At 52.3% G+C, this 14941-nt stretch carries 15 protein-coding genes; 10 read left to right on the plus strand and 5 right to left on the minus strand.

Annotated features, from left to right (window positions below; all coding sequences use genetic code 11):
* Nucleotides 1-2: 2 nt before the first annotated feature.
* Nucleotides 3-416 carry a CoA-binding protein gene (locus tag ACUTSU_RS11945; RefSeq protein WP_445650218.1) on the minus strand — a complete coding sequence of 138 codons (414 nt, stop codon included), beginning with the start codon at nucleotides 414-416 and terminating at the stop codon, nucleotides 3-5.
* A 259-nt stretch (nucleotides 417-675) separates the two neighbouring features.
* On the opposite strand from ACUTSU_RS11945, the gene ACUTSU_RS11950 reads away from it, so the two are divergent.
* Nucleotides 676-1347: a DUF2057 family protein gene (locus ACUTSU_RS11950; protein WP_445650217.1), complete on the plus strand. Its 672-nt coding sequence runs from the start codon at nucleotides 676-678 to the stop codon at nucleotides 1345-1347.
* Between the two features lie 123 nt (nucleotides 1348-1470).
* The gene (locus ACUTSU_RS11955) at nucleotides 1471-1929 is read left to right on the plus strand and encodes a methylglyoxal synthase (RefSeq protein ID WP_261088943.1); all 459 of its coding nucleotides are present in this window, start codon (nucleotides 1471-1473) and stop codon (nucleotides 1927-1929) included.
* A 33-nt stretch (nucleotides 1930-1962) separates the two neighbouring features.
* Here ACUTSU_RS11955 and helD read toward each other — a convergent pair whose 3' ends face one another.
* The gene (gene helD, locus ACUTSU_RS11960) at nucleotides 1963-4017 is read right to left on the minus strand and encodes a DNA helicase IV (protein ID WP_445654214.1); all 2055 of its coding nucleotides are present in this window, start codon (nucleotides 4015-4017) and stop codon (nucleotides 1963-1965) included.
* A gap of 165 nt (nucleotides 4018-4182) precedes the next feature.
* Between helD and ACUTSU_RS11965 the strand changes: the two genes are divergently transcribed.
* Nucleotides 4183-4635: a YccF domain-containing protein gene (locus tag ACUTSU_RS11965; protein ID WP_445650215.1), complete on the plus strand. Its 453-nt coding sequence runs from the start codon at nucleotides 4183-4185 to the stop codon at nucleotides 4633-4635.
* Nucleotides 4636-4661: 26 nt separating this feature from the next.
* Nucleotides 4662-6797, plus strand: coding sequence for a YccS family putative transporter (gene yccS, locus ACUTSU_RS11970; protein ID WP_445650214.1), 2136 nt, complete (start codon nucleotides 4662-4664; stop codon nucleotides 6795-6797).
* On the opposite strand, the gene ACUTSU_RS11975 is transcribed toward yccS, so the two are convergent.
* Nucleotides 6798-7457: a TfoX/Sxy family DNA transformation protein gene (locus ACUTSU_RS11975; RefSeq protein WP_445654215.1), complete on the minus strand. Its 660-nt coding sequence runs from the start codon at nucleotides 7455-7457 to the stop codon at nucleotides 6798-6800.
* Nucleotides 7458-7689: 232 nt separating this feature from the next.
* Here ACUTSU_RS11975 and sulA point away from each other — a divergent pair, with 232 nt between their 5' ends.
* Entirely contained in the window at nucleotides 7690-8196 is a 507-nt protein-coding gene (gene sulA, locus ACUTSU_RS11980; protein WP_445650212.1) for an SOS-induced cell division inhibitor SulA, read from the plus strand.
* A 359-nt stretch (nucleotides 8197-8555) separates the two neighbouring features.
* Nucleotides 8556-9635, plus strand: coding sequence for a porin OmpA (gene ompA / locus ACUTSU_RS11985; RefSeq protein WP_445650211.1), 1080 nt, complete (start codon nucleotides 8556-8558; stop codon nucleotides 9633-9635).
* A gap of 112 nt (nucleotides 9636-9747) precedes the next feature.
* On the opposite strand, the gene matP is transcribed toward ompA, so the two are convergent.
* Entirely contained in the window at nucleotides 9748-10206 is a 459-nt protein-coding gene (gene matP / locus ACUTSU_RS11990) for a macrodomain Ter protein MatP (protein ID WP_445650210.1), read from the minus strand.
* Between the two features lie 209 nt (nucleotides 10207-10415).
* Here matP and ACUTSU_RS11995 point away from each other — a divergent pair, with 209 nt between their 5' ends.
* From ACUTSU_RS11995 to fabF, 4 genes are all read left to right on the plus strand, one after another.
* Nucleotides 10416-12167: an AAA family ATPase gene (locus tag ACUTSU_RS11995; RefSeq protein ID WP_445654216.1), complete on the plus strand. Its 1752-nt coding sequence runs from the start codon at nucleotides 10416-10418 to the stop codon at nucleotides 12165-12167.
* Between the two features lie 68 nt (nucleotides 12168-12235).
* Nucleotides 12236-12754 (plus strand): bifunctional 3-hydroxydecanoyl-ACP dehydratase/trans-2-decenoyl-ACP isomerase, encoded by a 519-nt coding sequence (gene fabA / locus ACUTSU_RS12000; RefSeq protein ID WP_037419266.1) that lies wholly within the window; start codon nucleotides 12236-12238, stop codon nucleotides 12752-12754.
* 116 nt (nucleotides 12755-12870) lie between these two features.
* Nucleotides 12871-13398 carry a winged helix-turn-helix transcriptional regulator gene (locus tag ACUTSU_RS12005; protein WP_445650208.1) on the plus strand — a complete coding sequence of 176 codons (528 nt, stop codon included), beginning with the start codon at nucleotides 12871-12873 and terminating at the stop codon, nucleotides 13396-13398.
* Nucleotides 13395-14669: a beta-ketoacyl-ACP synthase II gene (fabF, locus tag ACUTSU_RS12010; RefSeq protein ID WP_445650207.1), complete on the plus strand. Its 1275-nt coding sequence runs from the start codon at nucleotides 13395-13397 to the stop codon at nucleotides 14667-14669. The genes ACUTSU_RS12005 and fabF overlap by 4 nt, the downstream gene beginning before the upstream one ends.
* A gap of 65 nt (nucleotides 14670-14734) precedes the next feature.
* Here the strand turns inward: fabF and rmf are convergent, their stop codons facing one another.
* Nucleotides 14735-14905 carry a ribosome modulation factor gene (rmf, locus tag ACUTSU_RS12015; protein WP_013812328.1) on the minus strand — a complete coding sequence of 57 codons (171 nt, stop codon included), beginning with the start codon at nucleotides 14903-14905 and terminating at the stop codon, nucleotides 14735-14737.
* Nucleotides 14906-14941 lie beyond the last annotated feature (36 nt).

Consider the following 14941-nt stretch of genomic DNA (forward strand, 5'->3'; position numbering starts at 1 on the left):
TTTCAACGCTCCAGCCCCAAACGCGGAATTTCGATTTTAGGGCAGCGATCCATCACCACCTTCAGCCCCGCCTCGTTTGCCAATGCCGCGGCCTGTTCATTAATGACGCCGATTTGCAGCCACAGTACTTTGGCACCAATAGCAATGGCCTCTTGCGCTACCGCATATGCTGCCTCTGAATTACGGAACACGTCAACCATGTCCACCGGGTGCGGGATACCCTTCAACGTGGCATAGGCCTGCTGGCCCAGCAAGGTTTGCCCCGCCAGTTTTGGACTGACCGGCGTAACCTGATACCCCTGAGCAAGCAGATAGGCCATAACGCCAAAACTCGGCCGCGCCGGATTATCACTGGCACCCACCAGCGCAATGGTTTTCACCTGCTGCAGCAGGCTGGCAATATCGTTGTCTTGCATTTTCCGCTCCCAATTATCGACGAGGGATTTCCCTGTTTCGAGTGTAACCCACTGACCTAAAATCGGCTCAACCCTGAGTTACTGAAACTCCCAGCAACTTTTGCGGTCTGATGCTGTCACTGTCAGCCTCTGCAGGCTAAATAGTGTCAAAATAAATATAAATATGTACACTTGTAACTAAAAGCGCAATGCTGAAAAACTTTGACACAATCTATGGCGTGTTCAACACTAATAGCGATGCGCTTATATGGAGATAACAATGAAATTTGGTCTGATGGTTGCGGCGCTGCTCAGCATCGGTATCAGCATGCCTGCCGTGGCTACGACCCTGAAACTCTCTCCTGACATCGGCCTGCTGGTGGTCGATGGCAAGAAAATGACAGGTTCGTTGTTAAAAGGCGCTGACAGCCTCGAGCTGGATGGCGGACAACATCAATTACTGTTTAAAGTGGCCAAGTCTGTACGCTCAGGGCCAAACCAACAAACTGTCTATACTTCACCTCCGCTGATCGCCACCTTCAATACGCAAAATGTCAGCTCCGTCGCCATTGAGCTGCCGCGCATTGAAAATGTCCGGGATGGTCAGCGATTTGATAAAACGTTCAATTACCAGGTAATTGATAAAAACGGCAATGCATTGGCAATGAAACACGACGTATTACGCCCCGACGACATCACGCTTAACATCGACCTGGAAAAGCTGATGGCAGATTACAACAGTCAGAAACATCCGGCTTCCGTACCGGCGTTCACCCATGTTCGCGCCACCGCACCCGGTTCACCGCTGGCGAGTGCAGCGTTAAACTCGCCCACAGAGACACTGAAAGGTGAAAACGTTTCCGAGCAAATGCTGCAATACTGGTTCCAACAGGCAGACAAAGAAACGCAGAAACGTTTTCTTCATTGGGTAAATAAACAGCCAATGCGCTAAGCAAGATTGATGACGCCTTTTTTAAAGGCGCGCTTTCTTCGCATTTTCAGGTGTAAACGCTAGGCAGTGAAAAACAGTTTCAGTAATCTGTCGCACATCACCCGATTAGCGAAGGAAATCCAGATGGAATTTACTACCCGCACTATCGCCGCGCGCAAACACATTGCACTGGTGGCGCACGATCACCGTAAACAAGCCCTGTTAGCATGGGTTGAAGACAATAAGTCCGTGCTGGAACAACACCAACTTTACGCCACCGGAACCACAGGCAACCTGATCCAGCAAGCCAGCGGTATTCCGGTAAATAGCATGTTGAGCGGGCCGATGGGGGGCGACCAGCAGGTGGGCGCGCTGATCGCCGAAGGCAAAATCGATATGTTGATCTTCTTCTGGGATCCATTGAACGCGGTGCCCCACGATCCGGATGTGAAAGCCCTGCTGCGCCTGGCGACCGTATGGAATATCCCCGTCGCCACCAACCGCTCCACCGCAGACTTCCTGATTGACTCCCCATTGTTCAAAAGCGAAGTGGAAATCACCATCCCTGACTACCAGCGCTACTTGCAGGATCGTCTGAAGTAACCAGCACGGCATGGTTTTCGCCAGGCATTGGGTTTAGGGTTTCTTCTGCGACGGTACGCCAAGAGCCTGCAGTTGTTCAACGAACACCGACGGGCGCTCGCGATCCTGCAATAACCACACCTGATGCTTGGCGCGAGTTAGCGCCACATACAACAGCCGCCGCTCCTCGGCATCCGGGAAGTCTTCCGGCTGCGGCAACAGAACGTCTTCTAATATCGATTCACGCGCAACTGCAGGAAAACCGTCATTACCCTGGTGCAAACCAGCGATAATCACGTACTCAGCCTGCTGCCCCTTGCTGGCGTGAATGGTCATAAACTCAATGGTCAACTTAGGCCAGCGGGTTGCCGCTTTTGACAACACCTGCGGCTTCAGATGATGGTACCGTGCCAACACCAGAATCCGCTCTTCGGGCTTAGCATAGCTACTCAGCTTATCCAACAAATATTCGAGCTGTTCATGCGCTAGCAGGACTACCGATTTCTTGTTGCCTTTACTCAGGCTGTTCAACGGTTTTTTCAACTGGTGTGGGTTCTGCTGTACAAAGCGGTTTGCCACCTCACCAATGCGCTCATTGAAACGGTAAGTGGTATCGAGCGCACATTGTGCCCCTTCGCCAAAGTTCTCGGCAAATGCTGTGGTCAGCGTCAGTTCAGCACCGCTGAAACGATAAATGGCCTGCCAGTCATCACCCACGGCAAACAGGCAAGTCTGTTTGTTTTGTTTACGTAGCGCCGCCAGCAGCTGTGCCCGTTGCGGTGAGATATCCTGAAACTCATCGACCAGGATATGTTTCCATGGGCTGACAAAACGCCCTTTCTCCAGAATATTGACCGCCTGATGGATCAGGCCGGAGAAGTCTACCGCGCCTTCCTCTTTCAGTGCGCCTTTCCAGGCTTTGAGCAACGGTGCCATCAGCCGGATACGTTTTGAAAACAGGTCACGGACCTCTTCATCTGCCTGTTCGATCATTTCTGCCTGACTACCGCCGTGCATCCGCATCAACCCCAGCCAACGTTCCAGTCGGCCCGCCAGCCGTTCTGCCAGGCGTTTATCCTGCCAAAAATCACCTTCCGGCACTTCCCATTCCAGCTCTTCAAGCAACCATTGACGCCACCCTTTGGCCTGTGCTTTTTTCTCTGCGCACTGCTGCTGCCAATGGGTTATCAACAAAGCTCTTCGAGCCTTGCTGTCGGTTTCCAGTTTACTGATCGCCGGCACCTTGCGGTTGCCCTGCTGGATAATCTGCAGCGCCAATGCGTGGAAGGTTTTGGCCTGAATCGCCACGCTGCCCAGACGCTCCTGAATGCGCTCGTTCATCTCTTCCGCCGCCTGACGGCCAAACGCCAGCAACAGTATTTGCCCCGGTTCAGCCTCCTGGCGACGCAGCAGCCAACCGGCTCGCGCCACCAGCACCGAGGTTTTCCCACTGCCGGCCCCGGCCAGGACTAACACTGAATCTTCGCCATTAACTACTGCGCGGCTTTGCGAGTCGTTCAGGGGGGAGGTTTCGATATTCTGGAAGAAGTCGTGGTAACTCTCCAGCATACGTTCGGTCCACTGCTGATTACGCTGCCCGACACTGTGCAACCCATGCAGCAGCCATTGCTGACAAAGCAGATAATCATCCCGACAATTGTCAAATTGCTCCAGCCGCGCCACCGGCATGGGCAAGGCACCGAAAGACTCACGAATTTGTTGCTGCAGCTTGCCCAGCTCGGATTTTTTAAACCACTTATCCTGCTGTTCAATACGCTGGATATGTTCAACCTGTTGCTGCAACACGCCGGCGCTGACTTCACTCATCTCCAAGCTCCACTGCTGCCAGGCCAGCTGGAGATAGTGATAGAAGCGCTGAGTTTCCTGCCATTCGGTACCATGCAGGCGCACCACTTTCTCCTCCGGCAGCTCAAACTCCAGTTCGCCCCAGACGATGCCCCGCTTACACCGAACATGAATCAACTGATTGAAAGGAATAAGATATTCATGCTTCTCACCGCTCACCTCGACACCGGCGTGCAGCAACCGCACACGGTTATAAGGGTGTTGAGCCAGGTGTTTCCCCAGCGATGTCGCTTTAAGTTCCATATCGTCGCGCCATGACTATGTTGAGATTAAATAACGGATATCTGCCAGTTTACCTGCGATAAGCAGTGGCACTCTAGCGCTAAAAAAAGGGTAGAATAGATTTTGCGTTTTGATAGCAAACGCACCGCATCGCGGTTTGGCCATCATTAGAGCAGAATGACGACTATGCGTACTGTACTGAATATTCTTAATTTTGTGTTAGGCGGCTTTTTCACCACCCTTGGCTGGCTGGTCGCAACAGTGTTTAGCGTGGTGCTGATCATCACACTCCCCCTAACCCGCTCCTGCTGGGAAATCACCAAGCTGTCGTTACTGCCATTCGGTAACGAAGCCATTCACGTTAATGAATTGTACCCGGAAAAAAGTAATGTACTGCTTTCCGCCAGTGGTTCACTGCTGAACATTATCTGGCTGATCCTGTTCGGCTGGTGGCTGTGCCTGTCGCATATTGCCGCCGGGATTGTGCAGTGTGTAACGATTATTGGCATCCCGGTGGGTATAGCCAATTTCAAAATCGCCGCCATTGCCCTGTGGCCGGTCGGGCGACGAGTGGTATCCGTTGAAATGGCGCAACAGGCCAGAACTGAAAATGCCCGACGTCAGTATCAGCAGCGTTAATTTTTTCTCCGCCTGAGGAGTTTTTCGTGCTCTCTTTTGCACCAGCAATACGCCGTTATGCCTACAACAGTAATCTGCTTTATGATCTGCGCATCTTCATTGCACTGGCTGGTGCGGCCGCCGTACCCTGGTGGTTAGCCATTCCCAAGCTCACCATTCCCCTGACTCTGGGGGTGGTGGCAGCGGCGTTGACCGATCTGGACGATCGCCTGGCTGGCAGACTACACAATCTGTTGATCACACTGGTGTGTTTTTTTGTCGCTTCCGCCTCCATTGAGCTGCTGTTTCCTTATCCGTGGCTGTTCGCTCTTGGCCTCACTGCCTCTACCTGCGGTTTTATTTTGCTGGGTGCCCTGGGGCAACGTTACGCCACCATTGCTTTTGGTGCCTTGCTGATCGCGGTCTATACCATGCTCGGCACCTCAATGTATGACGCCTGGTATCAACAGCCGACGCTGCTGATCATTGGCGCCCTGTGGTACAACCTGCTGACGCTGATTGGTCACCTGATCTTTCCTATCCGACCTCTGCAGGAAAATCTGGCGCGTTGTTACAACCAATTGGCAAGTTATCTGGATGCCAAGGCCAACCTGTTTGACCCGGACGTCGAGCATGATGCAGACCTGCCGTGGATGGACGTTGCCATGGCCAACAGCGCCCTGGTGACCATTCTTAACCAGACCAAAGTTTCATTGCTGACGCGGCTAAAAGGCGATCGGGGTCAACGCGGAACTCGCCGCACGCTGCATTATTATTTCGTTGCACAGGATATCCATGAGCGCGCAAGTTCCTCCCATGTTCAATATCAGGCGCTGAGTCGACAGTTTCGTCACAGTGATATTCTGTTTCGTTTCCAGCGCTTGCTCAGCATGCAGGCTCGCGCCTGCCAACAGTTGGCACAGTCGATTTTGCTGCGGCAAAAGTATCAGCACAACCTTCGTTTCGAACCTGCCTTTGGCCGTATTGAAGAAGCACTGACTCGCATTGCCATCACCCCGGAAAACAGTGAGCTGACCAAAGCACTATCGCACCTGTTGAAAAATTTGCGCGCGATTGACGCCCAACTTGCAAATATTGAGTCCGAGCAGGCACTGGCCAGTGGCCTGGCGGAAGAGAATAGTCTGTCGGATGACCGGCTCACTGGCTGGAGCGATATTCGCTTGCGTATCAGCCGCCATCTAACACCTCAGTCTGCCTTGTTCCGTCATGCTATCCGCATGTCAGTGGTACTGTGCGTGGGCTACGCCTTTATTCAGTTTACCGGCATGCAGCACGGTTATTGGATCCTGTTAACCAGCCTGTTTGTCTGCCAACCCAATTACAACGCCACGCGTCGCAGGCTGGCGCTTAGAATTATCGGCACGCTGGCCGGTATTCTTATCGGCCTGCCAATCCTCTATTTTGTACCCTCGCTGGAAGGCCAGATGGTGCTGATCGTCATCAGCGGCGTTCTGTTCTTCGCTTTTCGGACCGTGCAATACGCCCATGCCACAATGTTTATTACCCTGCTGGTATTGCTGTGCTTTAACTTGCTGGGTGAAGGTTTTGAGGTGGCCGCACCTCGGGTTTATGACACGATTCTGGGATGCGCCATCGCCTGGGCGGCAGTCAGTTTTATCTGGCCAGACTGGAAGTTTCGCCAATTATCGGCAGTCGTCACTAAAACGCTGGACGCCAACTGCCGTTATCTGGATGCCATTCTGGTGCAATATCATCAGGGTAAAGACAACGGCCTTCCCTATCGTATCGCTCGCCGGGATGCACACAACAGTGATGCAGAGCTGGCTTCGGTGATATCAAATATGTCTGCCGATCCAAAAGCGGATAAAGGGGTTCAGGAAGCCGCCTTCCGCCTGTTGTGTTTAAACCACACCTTGTTGAGTTATATCTCTGCGTTGGGTGCACACCGTGAGCGTCTGAACAACCCTGCTACGCTGGCGCTGTTAAATGATGCGGTTTGTTATGTTGATGGAGCCCTGCATCAGGAAGAACTGGACGACCGGCGCATCACTCAGGCATTGGAAAGCCTGGCTGAACGTATTGTGCACGCTGCGCCGGAACCGGAAAGCAAAGATCAGTTGGTGTTGCAGCAAATTGGACTGGTCATTGAGCTGCTGCCGGAACTTACCCTGCTTAATACCCAAATCAGCAAATTGGCTTGATCACCCGGGGCCTTTTATCAGGCACCGGACTCCCGGATTATGTCCGTGACTAAGCAATGACATAGTACGTTCAAACCAATGCGTCAGCTCACTGCGTATTTCCGAAGGTAGAGCCTCATGATGATAACCGGCAATGGCCCCGCCCAGAGAAAGCAGTACCCGCAATCCTAAATTGCGCTTCTGCTGCAAAAGACGAAGATAGCTGTGTTTGGCACCATTCAGGCGCAAATCATAAACATTACGAATGCCTGCACGCCAAAGTAACCGTTCCATATTGATGTCGATGTTGGGTAAGGTTTTCAGCCGCCCCTGATTATCCGTTTTAACCTTAAGTTCTCGTCGCGCTTCACGAATAGCCTGCCAGGCTAACTCCACAAGCTCTCTCCTGTCGCGCCACAGCGTTTCATCGACCCAGTAATAACGCATGGTAATAGGTACCCCTCGCTTGGAGTACACCATATTGACCATGCCGCGAGAGCGAAAAGCTGGCTCCAGGCTATCCGTCGCACGAAGATACAGCTCCCCTTCGGCAATCACAGCGAACATGACGCCATCAGCCAGCAACCCATAACCGCCAAATTGCGAGCGTGTAGTAATGCCGCCTAATGCGTAAAAATACGCTTTGGCCTGCATGATCCTTCCACTTGATGTCCCTTTCATAGCCTTCTCCTTGTGTAGATTAGTGTTCTATCATTCCCCACACCAATGAAATAAAAGTAACGTGAACAAGTAATTAGAAAAATACGCACTATCTGCAGTCATGCCAATCACAAACGTCCTGTGTATGAAAAATGATCGCAATTATGCGATGTACTACGAATATTTGAGTTGATCTTAAACACAACTGGATGTACTGTATAAACATACAGTGACACTACGGGCGGGATACTTTATGCGTACTCAATCACTCTACAAACCCCATTTCAGCCACACCTCTTTTGCGCTGAATAATGCTGCACAGAGCACCGATGCCGGCAAAGCGAATGGCCTTATCAGTGAACTTGTTTACAACGAGCATCAGCCCGCAGTAGCGCAATTGTTGCTACCTCTGCTGCAACAACTGGGAATGCAGTCACGTTGGTTGTTATGGCTGACGCCACAGCAAAAACTGAGTAAGTTATGGCTACAACAGTCCGGCTTGCCGGTTGGAAAAGTGATACAGCTGAGCCAAATTAACCCGCTGGACACGGTTGAAGCGATGGAAAAAGCGCTGCTGACGGGTAACTATAGTGTAGTACTTGGATGGCTGCCCGATCTTACAGAAGAAGATCGTCTAAAATTAAGGCGTGCGGCAGAATTAGGTAACGCTTATGGGTTCATTATGCGTCCTCAACGTGACATAAACCCGATTCACGGACACTGTTCCACCCTAAAAATTCACTCTTCTTTGTATCATTAAGTAAATTTAGGATTTTTCCCATCATTTTCTTCTCTAGGTAAGGGAACCTTTATGGGATCAGGGACAAAGCGAGTGTGGCTGCGGTTCCGCGCCCCAAAACCAAGGTTAAAATGCTCGTTTTTTTTGCCGGTTAATGTTAGTAAATATGTATATTTCTGCGTTTTTTTTTAGAGCTTTATCACATCACACTTGTAACTTTCGCGCCACGTTGTAGACTTTACATCGCCAAGGTTGCTCTATAACGCCAGATAAACTGGCAGAGTAACAAACGAGGGCTCAAACCTTGGCGAAGGAATTTAACCAAGGGCTTAAAACAGCTTTAAAGCTCATTGCCTATTTGGATGATAACGAGGCGCAAAATGAAAAAGACAGCTATCGCATTAGCAGTGGCACTGGCAGGTTTCGCAACAGTAGCGCAAGCCGCCCCAAAAGATAATACCTGGTACACCGGTGCTAAACTGGGCTGGTCCCAGTACCATGACACTGGTTTCTACGGCAACGGTTACCAGAATGGTATCGGCAATGGTCCGACCCATAAAGATCAACTGGGTGCTGGCGCGTTCCTGGGTTACCAGGCGAACCAATACCTGGGCTTCGAGCTGGGCTATGACTGGCTTGGCCGTATGCCTTACAAAGGCAGCGTGAACAACGGTGCTTTCAAAGCGCAGGGCGTTCAACTGGCCGCTAAACTGAGCTACCCAATCATAGACGATCTGGACATCTACACTCGTCTGGGTGGTATGGTATGGCGTGCAGATTCCAAAGCTAACTACGGTAATGGCACTCGTCTGAGCGACCACGACACCGGCGTTTCTCCTTTGGCAGCAGTTGGTGTTGAATACGCACTGACCAAAAACTGGGCTACCCGCCTGGACTACCAATTCGTTAGCAACATCGGTGATGCAGGTACTGTCGGCGCTCGTCCAGACAACACCATGCTGAGCCTGGGTGTTTCTTACCGTTTCGGTCAGGATGATGTTGTTGCTCCAGTTGCTCCAGCACCAGCTCCGGCTCCAGTTGTTGAAACCAAGCGTTTCACTCTGAAGTCTGACGTGCTGTTCAACTTCAACAAATCTACCCTGAAAACTGAAGGCCAACAGGCTCTGGATCAGCTGTACACTCAGCTGAGCTCCATGGATCCTAAAGATGGTTCTGTTGTAGTTCTGGGTTACACCGACGCCGTTGGTTCTGACCAGTACAACCAGAAACTGTCTGAAAAACGCGCTCAAAGCGTTGTTGATTACCTGGTATCTAAAGGTATTCCTTCAGACAAAATCTCTGCACGTGGTATGGGCGAAGCTGATGCCGTCACTGGCAACACCTGTGGCTACAAAGCTGGTCGTGCTACCAAAGCACAGATCGCTTGCCTGGCACCAGATCGTCGCGTAGAGATCGAAGTTAAAGGTATCAAAGACGTTGTAACTCAGCCACAAGGCTAAGCTACCACTCTTAGTAAAAAACCCCGCAATGCGGGGTTTTTTTTCGGCTAAATTACAGTGGTATTGGCAACCAGGAACCCCTTCCGTGATAGGAGCTGGCTGGCTAGTGGGTTTACTCTTTATCTTTACCGAGAATAGCTTTTAAATCCTGCTTCAATGATGACATCTGGCTGGCATACTTCTCTTTACGTTCCGCATCTTCGATTAACTGCACCACTGTTTCTGACAGAGTCACCCCACGGCGACGGGCAAGCGCGGCCAAACGCTGCCAAACCAGAAACTCCAGATCGATAGATTTTTTACGCGTATGTTGGTGTTCTGCGTTAAAATGACGTTTACGGCGTGCGCGGATAGTTTGCTTCATCCGGTTATCCAGTTCCGGATTCATATGGTGGCTAATCCACGTCAGCACTTTTACCGGCTCATTTTCCAGCTTCAGCAGCTCGTCAATGGCTTCCTGAGCAGCGCTGTTTTCAATGTGGCGGGTAATAGCTTCCCCTTCCCGGTGCTTTTTCACCAGGTACTTCCATTTCCAACCGCTCTCCAGATTTTCCAGTTGCTGATATTTCATCGTGAGCTCTTCAGTGACCGCGTAACTTTATTAAGCATAACAGCTTTACGCCGAATTTCCCCGGCAATTACACCTCGTTTTAGACTGTTTTTTGCACAGTCATCGCGCGATGTCAAACTCCCTGACATCAACTGTAACTCTGCATCTATCAAGCTGCCGTTATTCTTGTATAATCGCCCTTTCCCTTTTTGACGATTGCATCTAACACTTTGACCAATAACCGACTTGAATGGCAATCACTGTTGCCGGACGTTACGCCTTATCAAGCGATATTTGATACCGCCGCGCAGTTGGCCCCCGTGTCCTTTGCCTCTATTCAGCCTCGGCTGGAAAACGCACTGACGCTGTTTTGCCATCCACAGTCACCACCGCGTTTCATGTTGTTGAAAGCGCAAGAAACGCGTGAGTATCTGGCGCTGATCGCCCAAGCAGTTGAACAACTGCAGCCGCAGAACACCGCGTTCAAGGGCAGTCACTATGTGATCCAGGGCAGCAAGGTCAGCGTAGAACCCGCCAGCCAGGGTGATGAACCCTTTGCCGCCGGTGGTGCCTGCGTGTATCAAGAGTGGGTTGAACCTGAACAGCTGTTTGGCTGCGTTCGGATCCACAATGGTGAAATCAACCTGCAGCCCGGCCTGGTGCATCAGGCCAACGGTGGTGTACTTATCCTGTCTGCGCGTTCTCTGCTGGCTCAGCCGCTGCTGTGGCTACGTTTGAAGCAGATGATCACCCAACGTCAGTTCCACTGGGTTTCCCCGGATGAAACACGCCCATTACCAATTACCATTCCTGCCATGCCGCTGGAATTGCGGTTGATTGTGGTAGGCGATCGTCACGGCCTTGCCGATTTCCATGATATTGAACCGGAGCTGAGTGAGCAGTCAGTCTACGGAGAATACGAGGAAGATCTGCAACTCACCGAAGTCGATGACATGGTGCAATGGTGTGGCTACGTCAATAGCCTCATCGAAGAGCAGCAACTGCCGCCGTTGGCAGCCGATGCCTGGTACCCGCTGATGATACAGGCAGTACGTCACAGTGGTGATCAAGGCAACCTGCCACTGTCACCGCTGTGGCTCGGCCAGCAACTTTCCGAAGCCGCGCTGTATGTCGAAGAAGAAAGCATCAATGCCAAAGCGTTTGAAGCCGCGCTGAATGCGCGCGAGTGGCGTGAAAGCTACCTTGCCGAACGGATGCAGGATGAAATTGAGCTGGGCCAAATCCTGATTGAAACCGAAGGCGAAGTCGTCGGTCAGATCAACGGTTTGTCGGTGCTGGAATACCCTGGCCATCCGCGCAGCTTCGGTGAACCCTCCCGTATCAGCTGTGTCGTGCATCTTGGCGATGGTGAGTTCACCGACGTTGAGCGCAAGGCCGAGCTTGGTGGTAATCTGCATGCCAAAGGCATGATGATTATGCAGGCGTTCCTGATTTCCGAACTGGAGCTGGACCAACCGCTGCCCTTCTCTGCTTCGATTGTGTTTGAACAATCTTATGGTGAAGTGGACGGGGACAGCGCCTCATTGGCTGAGCTGTGCGCGCTTATCAGCGCACTGTCGTTACAGCCAATTACCCAGCAGATTGCAGTAACCGGTTCTGTCGACCAATTCGGTAATGTACAGCCGATTGGCGGCGTCAACGAAAAAATCGAAGGCTTTTTTGAAGTTTGCCAACGTCGTGGTTTGACTGGCAAACAGGGTATTATCCTGCCCGCCACCAATGTGCGCCATCTGTGTCTGCATCAGGACGTGGTCGATGCAGTCCGTGAGGGGCAGTTCCATCTGTGGGCCGTCAATAGCGCTGCGGAAGCCTTGCCATTACTCACTGGTTACCCCTACTCTGATGAACAGCAACCGAACTTGTTGGCGGCCATTCAGGAACGGATAGCACAGGTGAATCCGCAGGAACGCCGGCGCTGGCCATGGCCACTTCGTTGGCTCAACTGGTTCAACCACGGCTGATCGGACTTGTTCAGCGTACACGTGTAAGCTAATCTGCGCCCTTCAATAAAATAAGGTTTACTGAGAACATGGTAGAAAAACGCGACTCCTATACGAAAGAAGACCTCGAAGCATCCGGCCGTGGCGAACTGTTTGGCGCTGGTGGCCCGCCGTTGCCGGCAGGTAACATGTTGATGATGGACCGCGTGGTCAAAATGACCGAAGACGGTGGTACCTACAACAAGGGTTATGTGGAAGCGGAACTGGATATTAATCCGGACCTATGGTTCTTTGGTTGCCACTTTATCGGCGATCCGGTAATGCCAGGCTGCCTGGGTCTGGATGCCATGTGGCAGTTGGTCGGTTTCTACCTCGGCTGGCTGGGCGGCGAAGGTAAAGGTCGTGCGCTGGGCGTGGGTGAAGTTAAATTCACCGGCCAGGTTCTGCCAACCGCAAAGAAAGTCACCTATCGCATTAACTTCAAGCGTGTGATCATCCGTAAACTGATTATGGGTGTGGCCGATGGTGAAGTCCTGGTCGACGGTCAGGTCATTTACACCGCCAGCGATCTGAAAGTGGGCCTGTTCAAGGACACTGCGGCGTTCTAACCGCAATCACGGCGGCCTTCTCGGTCGCCGTTTATTTCCCTTAGTTATCTTTTAATCGTTGTATCCATAGCGACTAAATAGTAACTACAATAATTGTAGTAACAAGGAGGTATGCCATGCAAAAAACTCGTTTTGATAACATGCCATGCCCGGTAGCTCGCTCACTGGACCGCGTCGGGGAATGGTGGAGCATTCTGATACTTCGCGATGCGTTTCACGGTTTGTCCCGATTTGATGAGTTCCAACAGAGCCTTGGGCTTTCACCCACCATATTGACCCGTCGCCTGAAGTATCTGGTGGAAAGCGGCATACTGTATAAACAACGCTACCAAACACGACCGATACGCTACCAGTACTTGCTCACTGAGCGCGGCAAAGATTTTTTCCCAGTGCTTGCAGCCCTGTTTCACTGGGGGAATACCCACCTGGCCGATGACGGTATCAGTGCTGAACTGGTCGATCGTCGTACCGGGCAACCCATACGCGTGCAACTGATAGACAGCAGTACTCAGCAGCCGATTGCGCTGCATAACATTACTTTAGCGCCAGGGCCGGCAGCGACCGAAGGCATGCGCCAGCGCGCGGCCCTGATGCTGCAGAACCTTTCTGCATTCCCCCCTGAATCATCCAAGGAGTCACTATGAACACTCGTCGTATAGTCATTACCGGCATGGGCGCCGTTTCGCCACTGGGATGCGGCGTAGAGGCTATCTGGCAGCGTCTGCTGAACGGCCAGTCCGGCATTCGCCCGCTGCCAGAAGAGATCATCGCCGACCTGCAGGTGAAAATCGGCGGTCAGGTGCCCACTTTGGAACAGGACCCCGAAGCGGGCTTCGATCCCGACCTTTCGGTTGCGCCAAAAGACCAGAAGAAAATGGACCGCTTTATCCTGCTCGCCATGGCAGCAGCCGATGAGGCTATCCGCCAGGCAGGTTGGGTAGCTGATACTGAAGACAAACAGGAACGTACGGCAACAGTGATCGCTTCCGGCATTGGTGGCTTCCCAGCCATTGCCCATGCGGTACGCACCACCGACAGCCGTGGTGCCAAACGCCTGTCGCCTTTCACCATCCCTTCGTTCCTGGTTAATCTGGCCGCCGGCCATGTATCGATTAAACATCAGTTCAAGGGCCCTATTGGCGCCCCCGTGACGGCCTGTGCCGCAGGGGTACAAGCCATTGGCGATGCTGTGCGCATGATTCGCAACGATGAAGCGGATATCGCGCTGTGTGGCGGTACGGAAGCGGCTATCGACACTGTTAGCTTGGGTGGCTTTGCGGCGGCGCGTGCCATGTCCACAACGCCTGCGGAAGCTGCAGTCACCGCTTCACGCCCTTTTGACAGCGCACGCAACGGTTTTGTTATGGGTGAAGGTGCCGGCATGCTGGTGATTGAGACACTGGAGCATGCGCTGGCCCGTGGGGCAACGCCGTTAGCTGAAATTGTCGGTTACGGCACCAGTGCAGATGCCTACCATATGACCTCTGGCGCCGAGGATGGTGACGGTGCCTACCGTGCCATGAAAATTGCCCTCAAACAGGCTGGCGTAACACCAGAGCAGGTTCAACATCTGAACGCACATGCGACATCCACCCCAGTGGGTGATTTGGGCGAGATTAACGCCATTAAACATCTGTTCGGTACTCAGGGCAGCGTAGCGGTCACCTCAACCAAATCAGCAACCGGTCATCTGCTCGGTGCCGCTGGCGGGCTGGAAACCATCTTTACTGCACTGGCGCTGCGCGATCAGATTGCACCGGCCACGCTGAATTTGGAAAGTCCGGATCCGGCGGCCGAGGGGCTGCACCTGGTTGCGAACAAAGCGCAGCCCATGGCCATAAACTATGCACTGTCAAACGGCTTTGGTTTTGGTGGTGTGAATGCGAGCATTTTGCTGAAACGCTGGCAAGGGTAATATTGCCTGAAACAAAAACCTCCGCGCTGGGCGGAGGTTGTTCCTTTTATTTGACAGGGAGCCGCTTAAGCGGTCACAGCCCTGTCTTCCATGGCTTCTCGCCAACCTCCCAGCCATTGAGACCGGCTGTCCACAGTCGTTTTATAAGGACAAAGATCTTTCGGATGTCCTAAAATACCTGCCTGATAACCTTTCGAATGCGCCCTTTCCAGACGATCGCGTTTCTGTCTCTTCATGCCTCGTTTCCCTCACTTTTTTGGTCTGGTGGAAAG

This window comes from Serratia sp. NA_13, assembly GCF_052691735.1.

Excerpts from the sequence above, each read along its gene's own strand:
- ACUTSU_RS11945 (WP_445650218.1), bottom strand. The coding sequence starts at position 416 with ATGCAAGACAACGATATTGCCAGCCTGCTGCAGCAGGTGAAAACCATT.
- ACUTSU_RS11950 (WP_445650217.1), top strand. The coding sequence starts at position 676 with ATGAAATTTGGTCTGATGGTTGCGGCGCTGCTCAGCATCGGTATCAGC.
- ACUTSU_RS11955 (WP_261088943.1), top strand. The coding sequence starts at position 1,471 with ATGGAATTTACTACCCGCACTATCGCCGCGCGCAAACACATTGCACTG.
- helD (WP_445654214.1), bottom strand. The coding sequence starts at position 4,017 with ATGGAACTTAAAGCGACATCGCTGGGGAAACACCTGGCTCAACACCCT.
- ACUTSU_RS11965 (WP_445650215.1), top strand. The coding sequence starts at position 4,183 with ATGCGTACTGTACTGAATATTCTTAATTTTGTGTTAGGCGGCTTTTTC.
- ACUTSU_RS11975 (WP_445654215.1), bottom strand. The coding sequence starts at position 7,457 with ATGAAAGGGACATCAAGTGGAAGGATCATGCAGGCCAAAGCGTATTTT.
- sulA (WP_445650212.1), top strand. The coding sequence starts at position 7,690 with ATGCGTACTCAATCACTCTACAAACCCCATTTCAGCCACACCTCTTTT.
- ompA (WP_445650211.1), top strand. The coding sequence starts at position 8,556 with ATGAAAAAGACAGCTATCGCATTAGCAGTGGCACTGGCAGGTTTCGCA.
- matP (WP_445650210.1), bottom strand. The coding sequence starts at position 10,206 with ATGAAATATCAGCAACTGGAAAATCTGGAGAGCGGTTGGAAATGGAAG.
- fabA (WP_037419266.1), top strand. The coding sequence starts at position 12,236 with ATGGTAGAAAAACGCGACTCCTATACGAAAGAAGACCTCGAAGCATCC.
- ACUTSU_RS12005 (WP_445650208.1), top strand. The coding sequence starts at position 12,871 with ATGCAAAAAACTCGTTTTGATAACATGCCATGCCCGGTAGCTCGCTCA.
- fabF (WP_445650207.1), top strand. The coding sequence starts at position 13,395 with ATGAACACTCGTCGTATAGTCATTACCGGCATGGGCGCCGTTTCGCCA.
- rmf (WP_013812328.1), bottom strand. The coding sequence starts at position 14,905 with ATGAAGAGACAGAAACGCGATCGTCTGGAAAGGGCGCATTCGAAAGGT.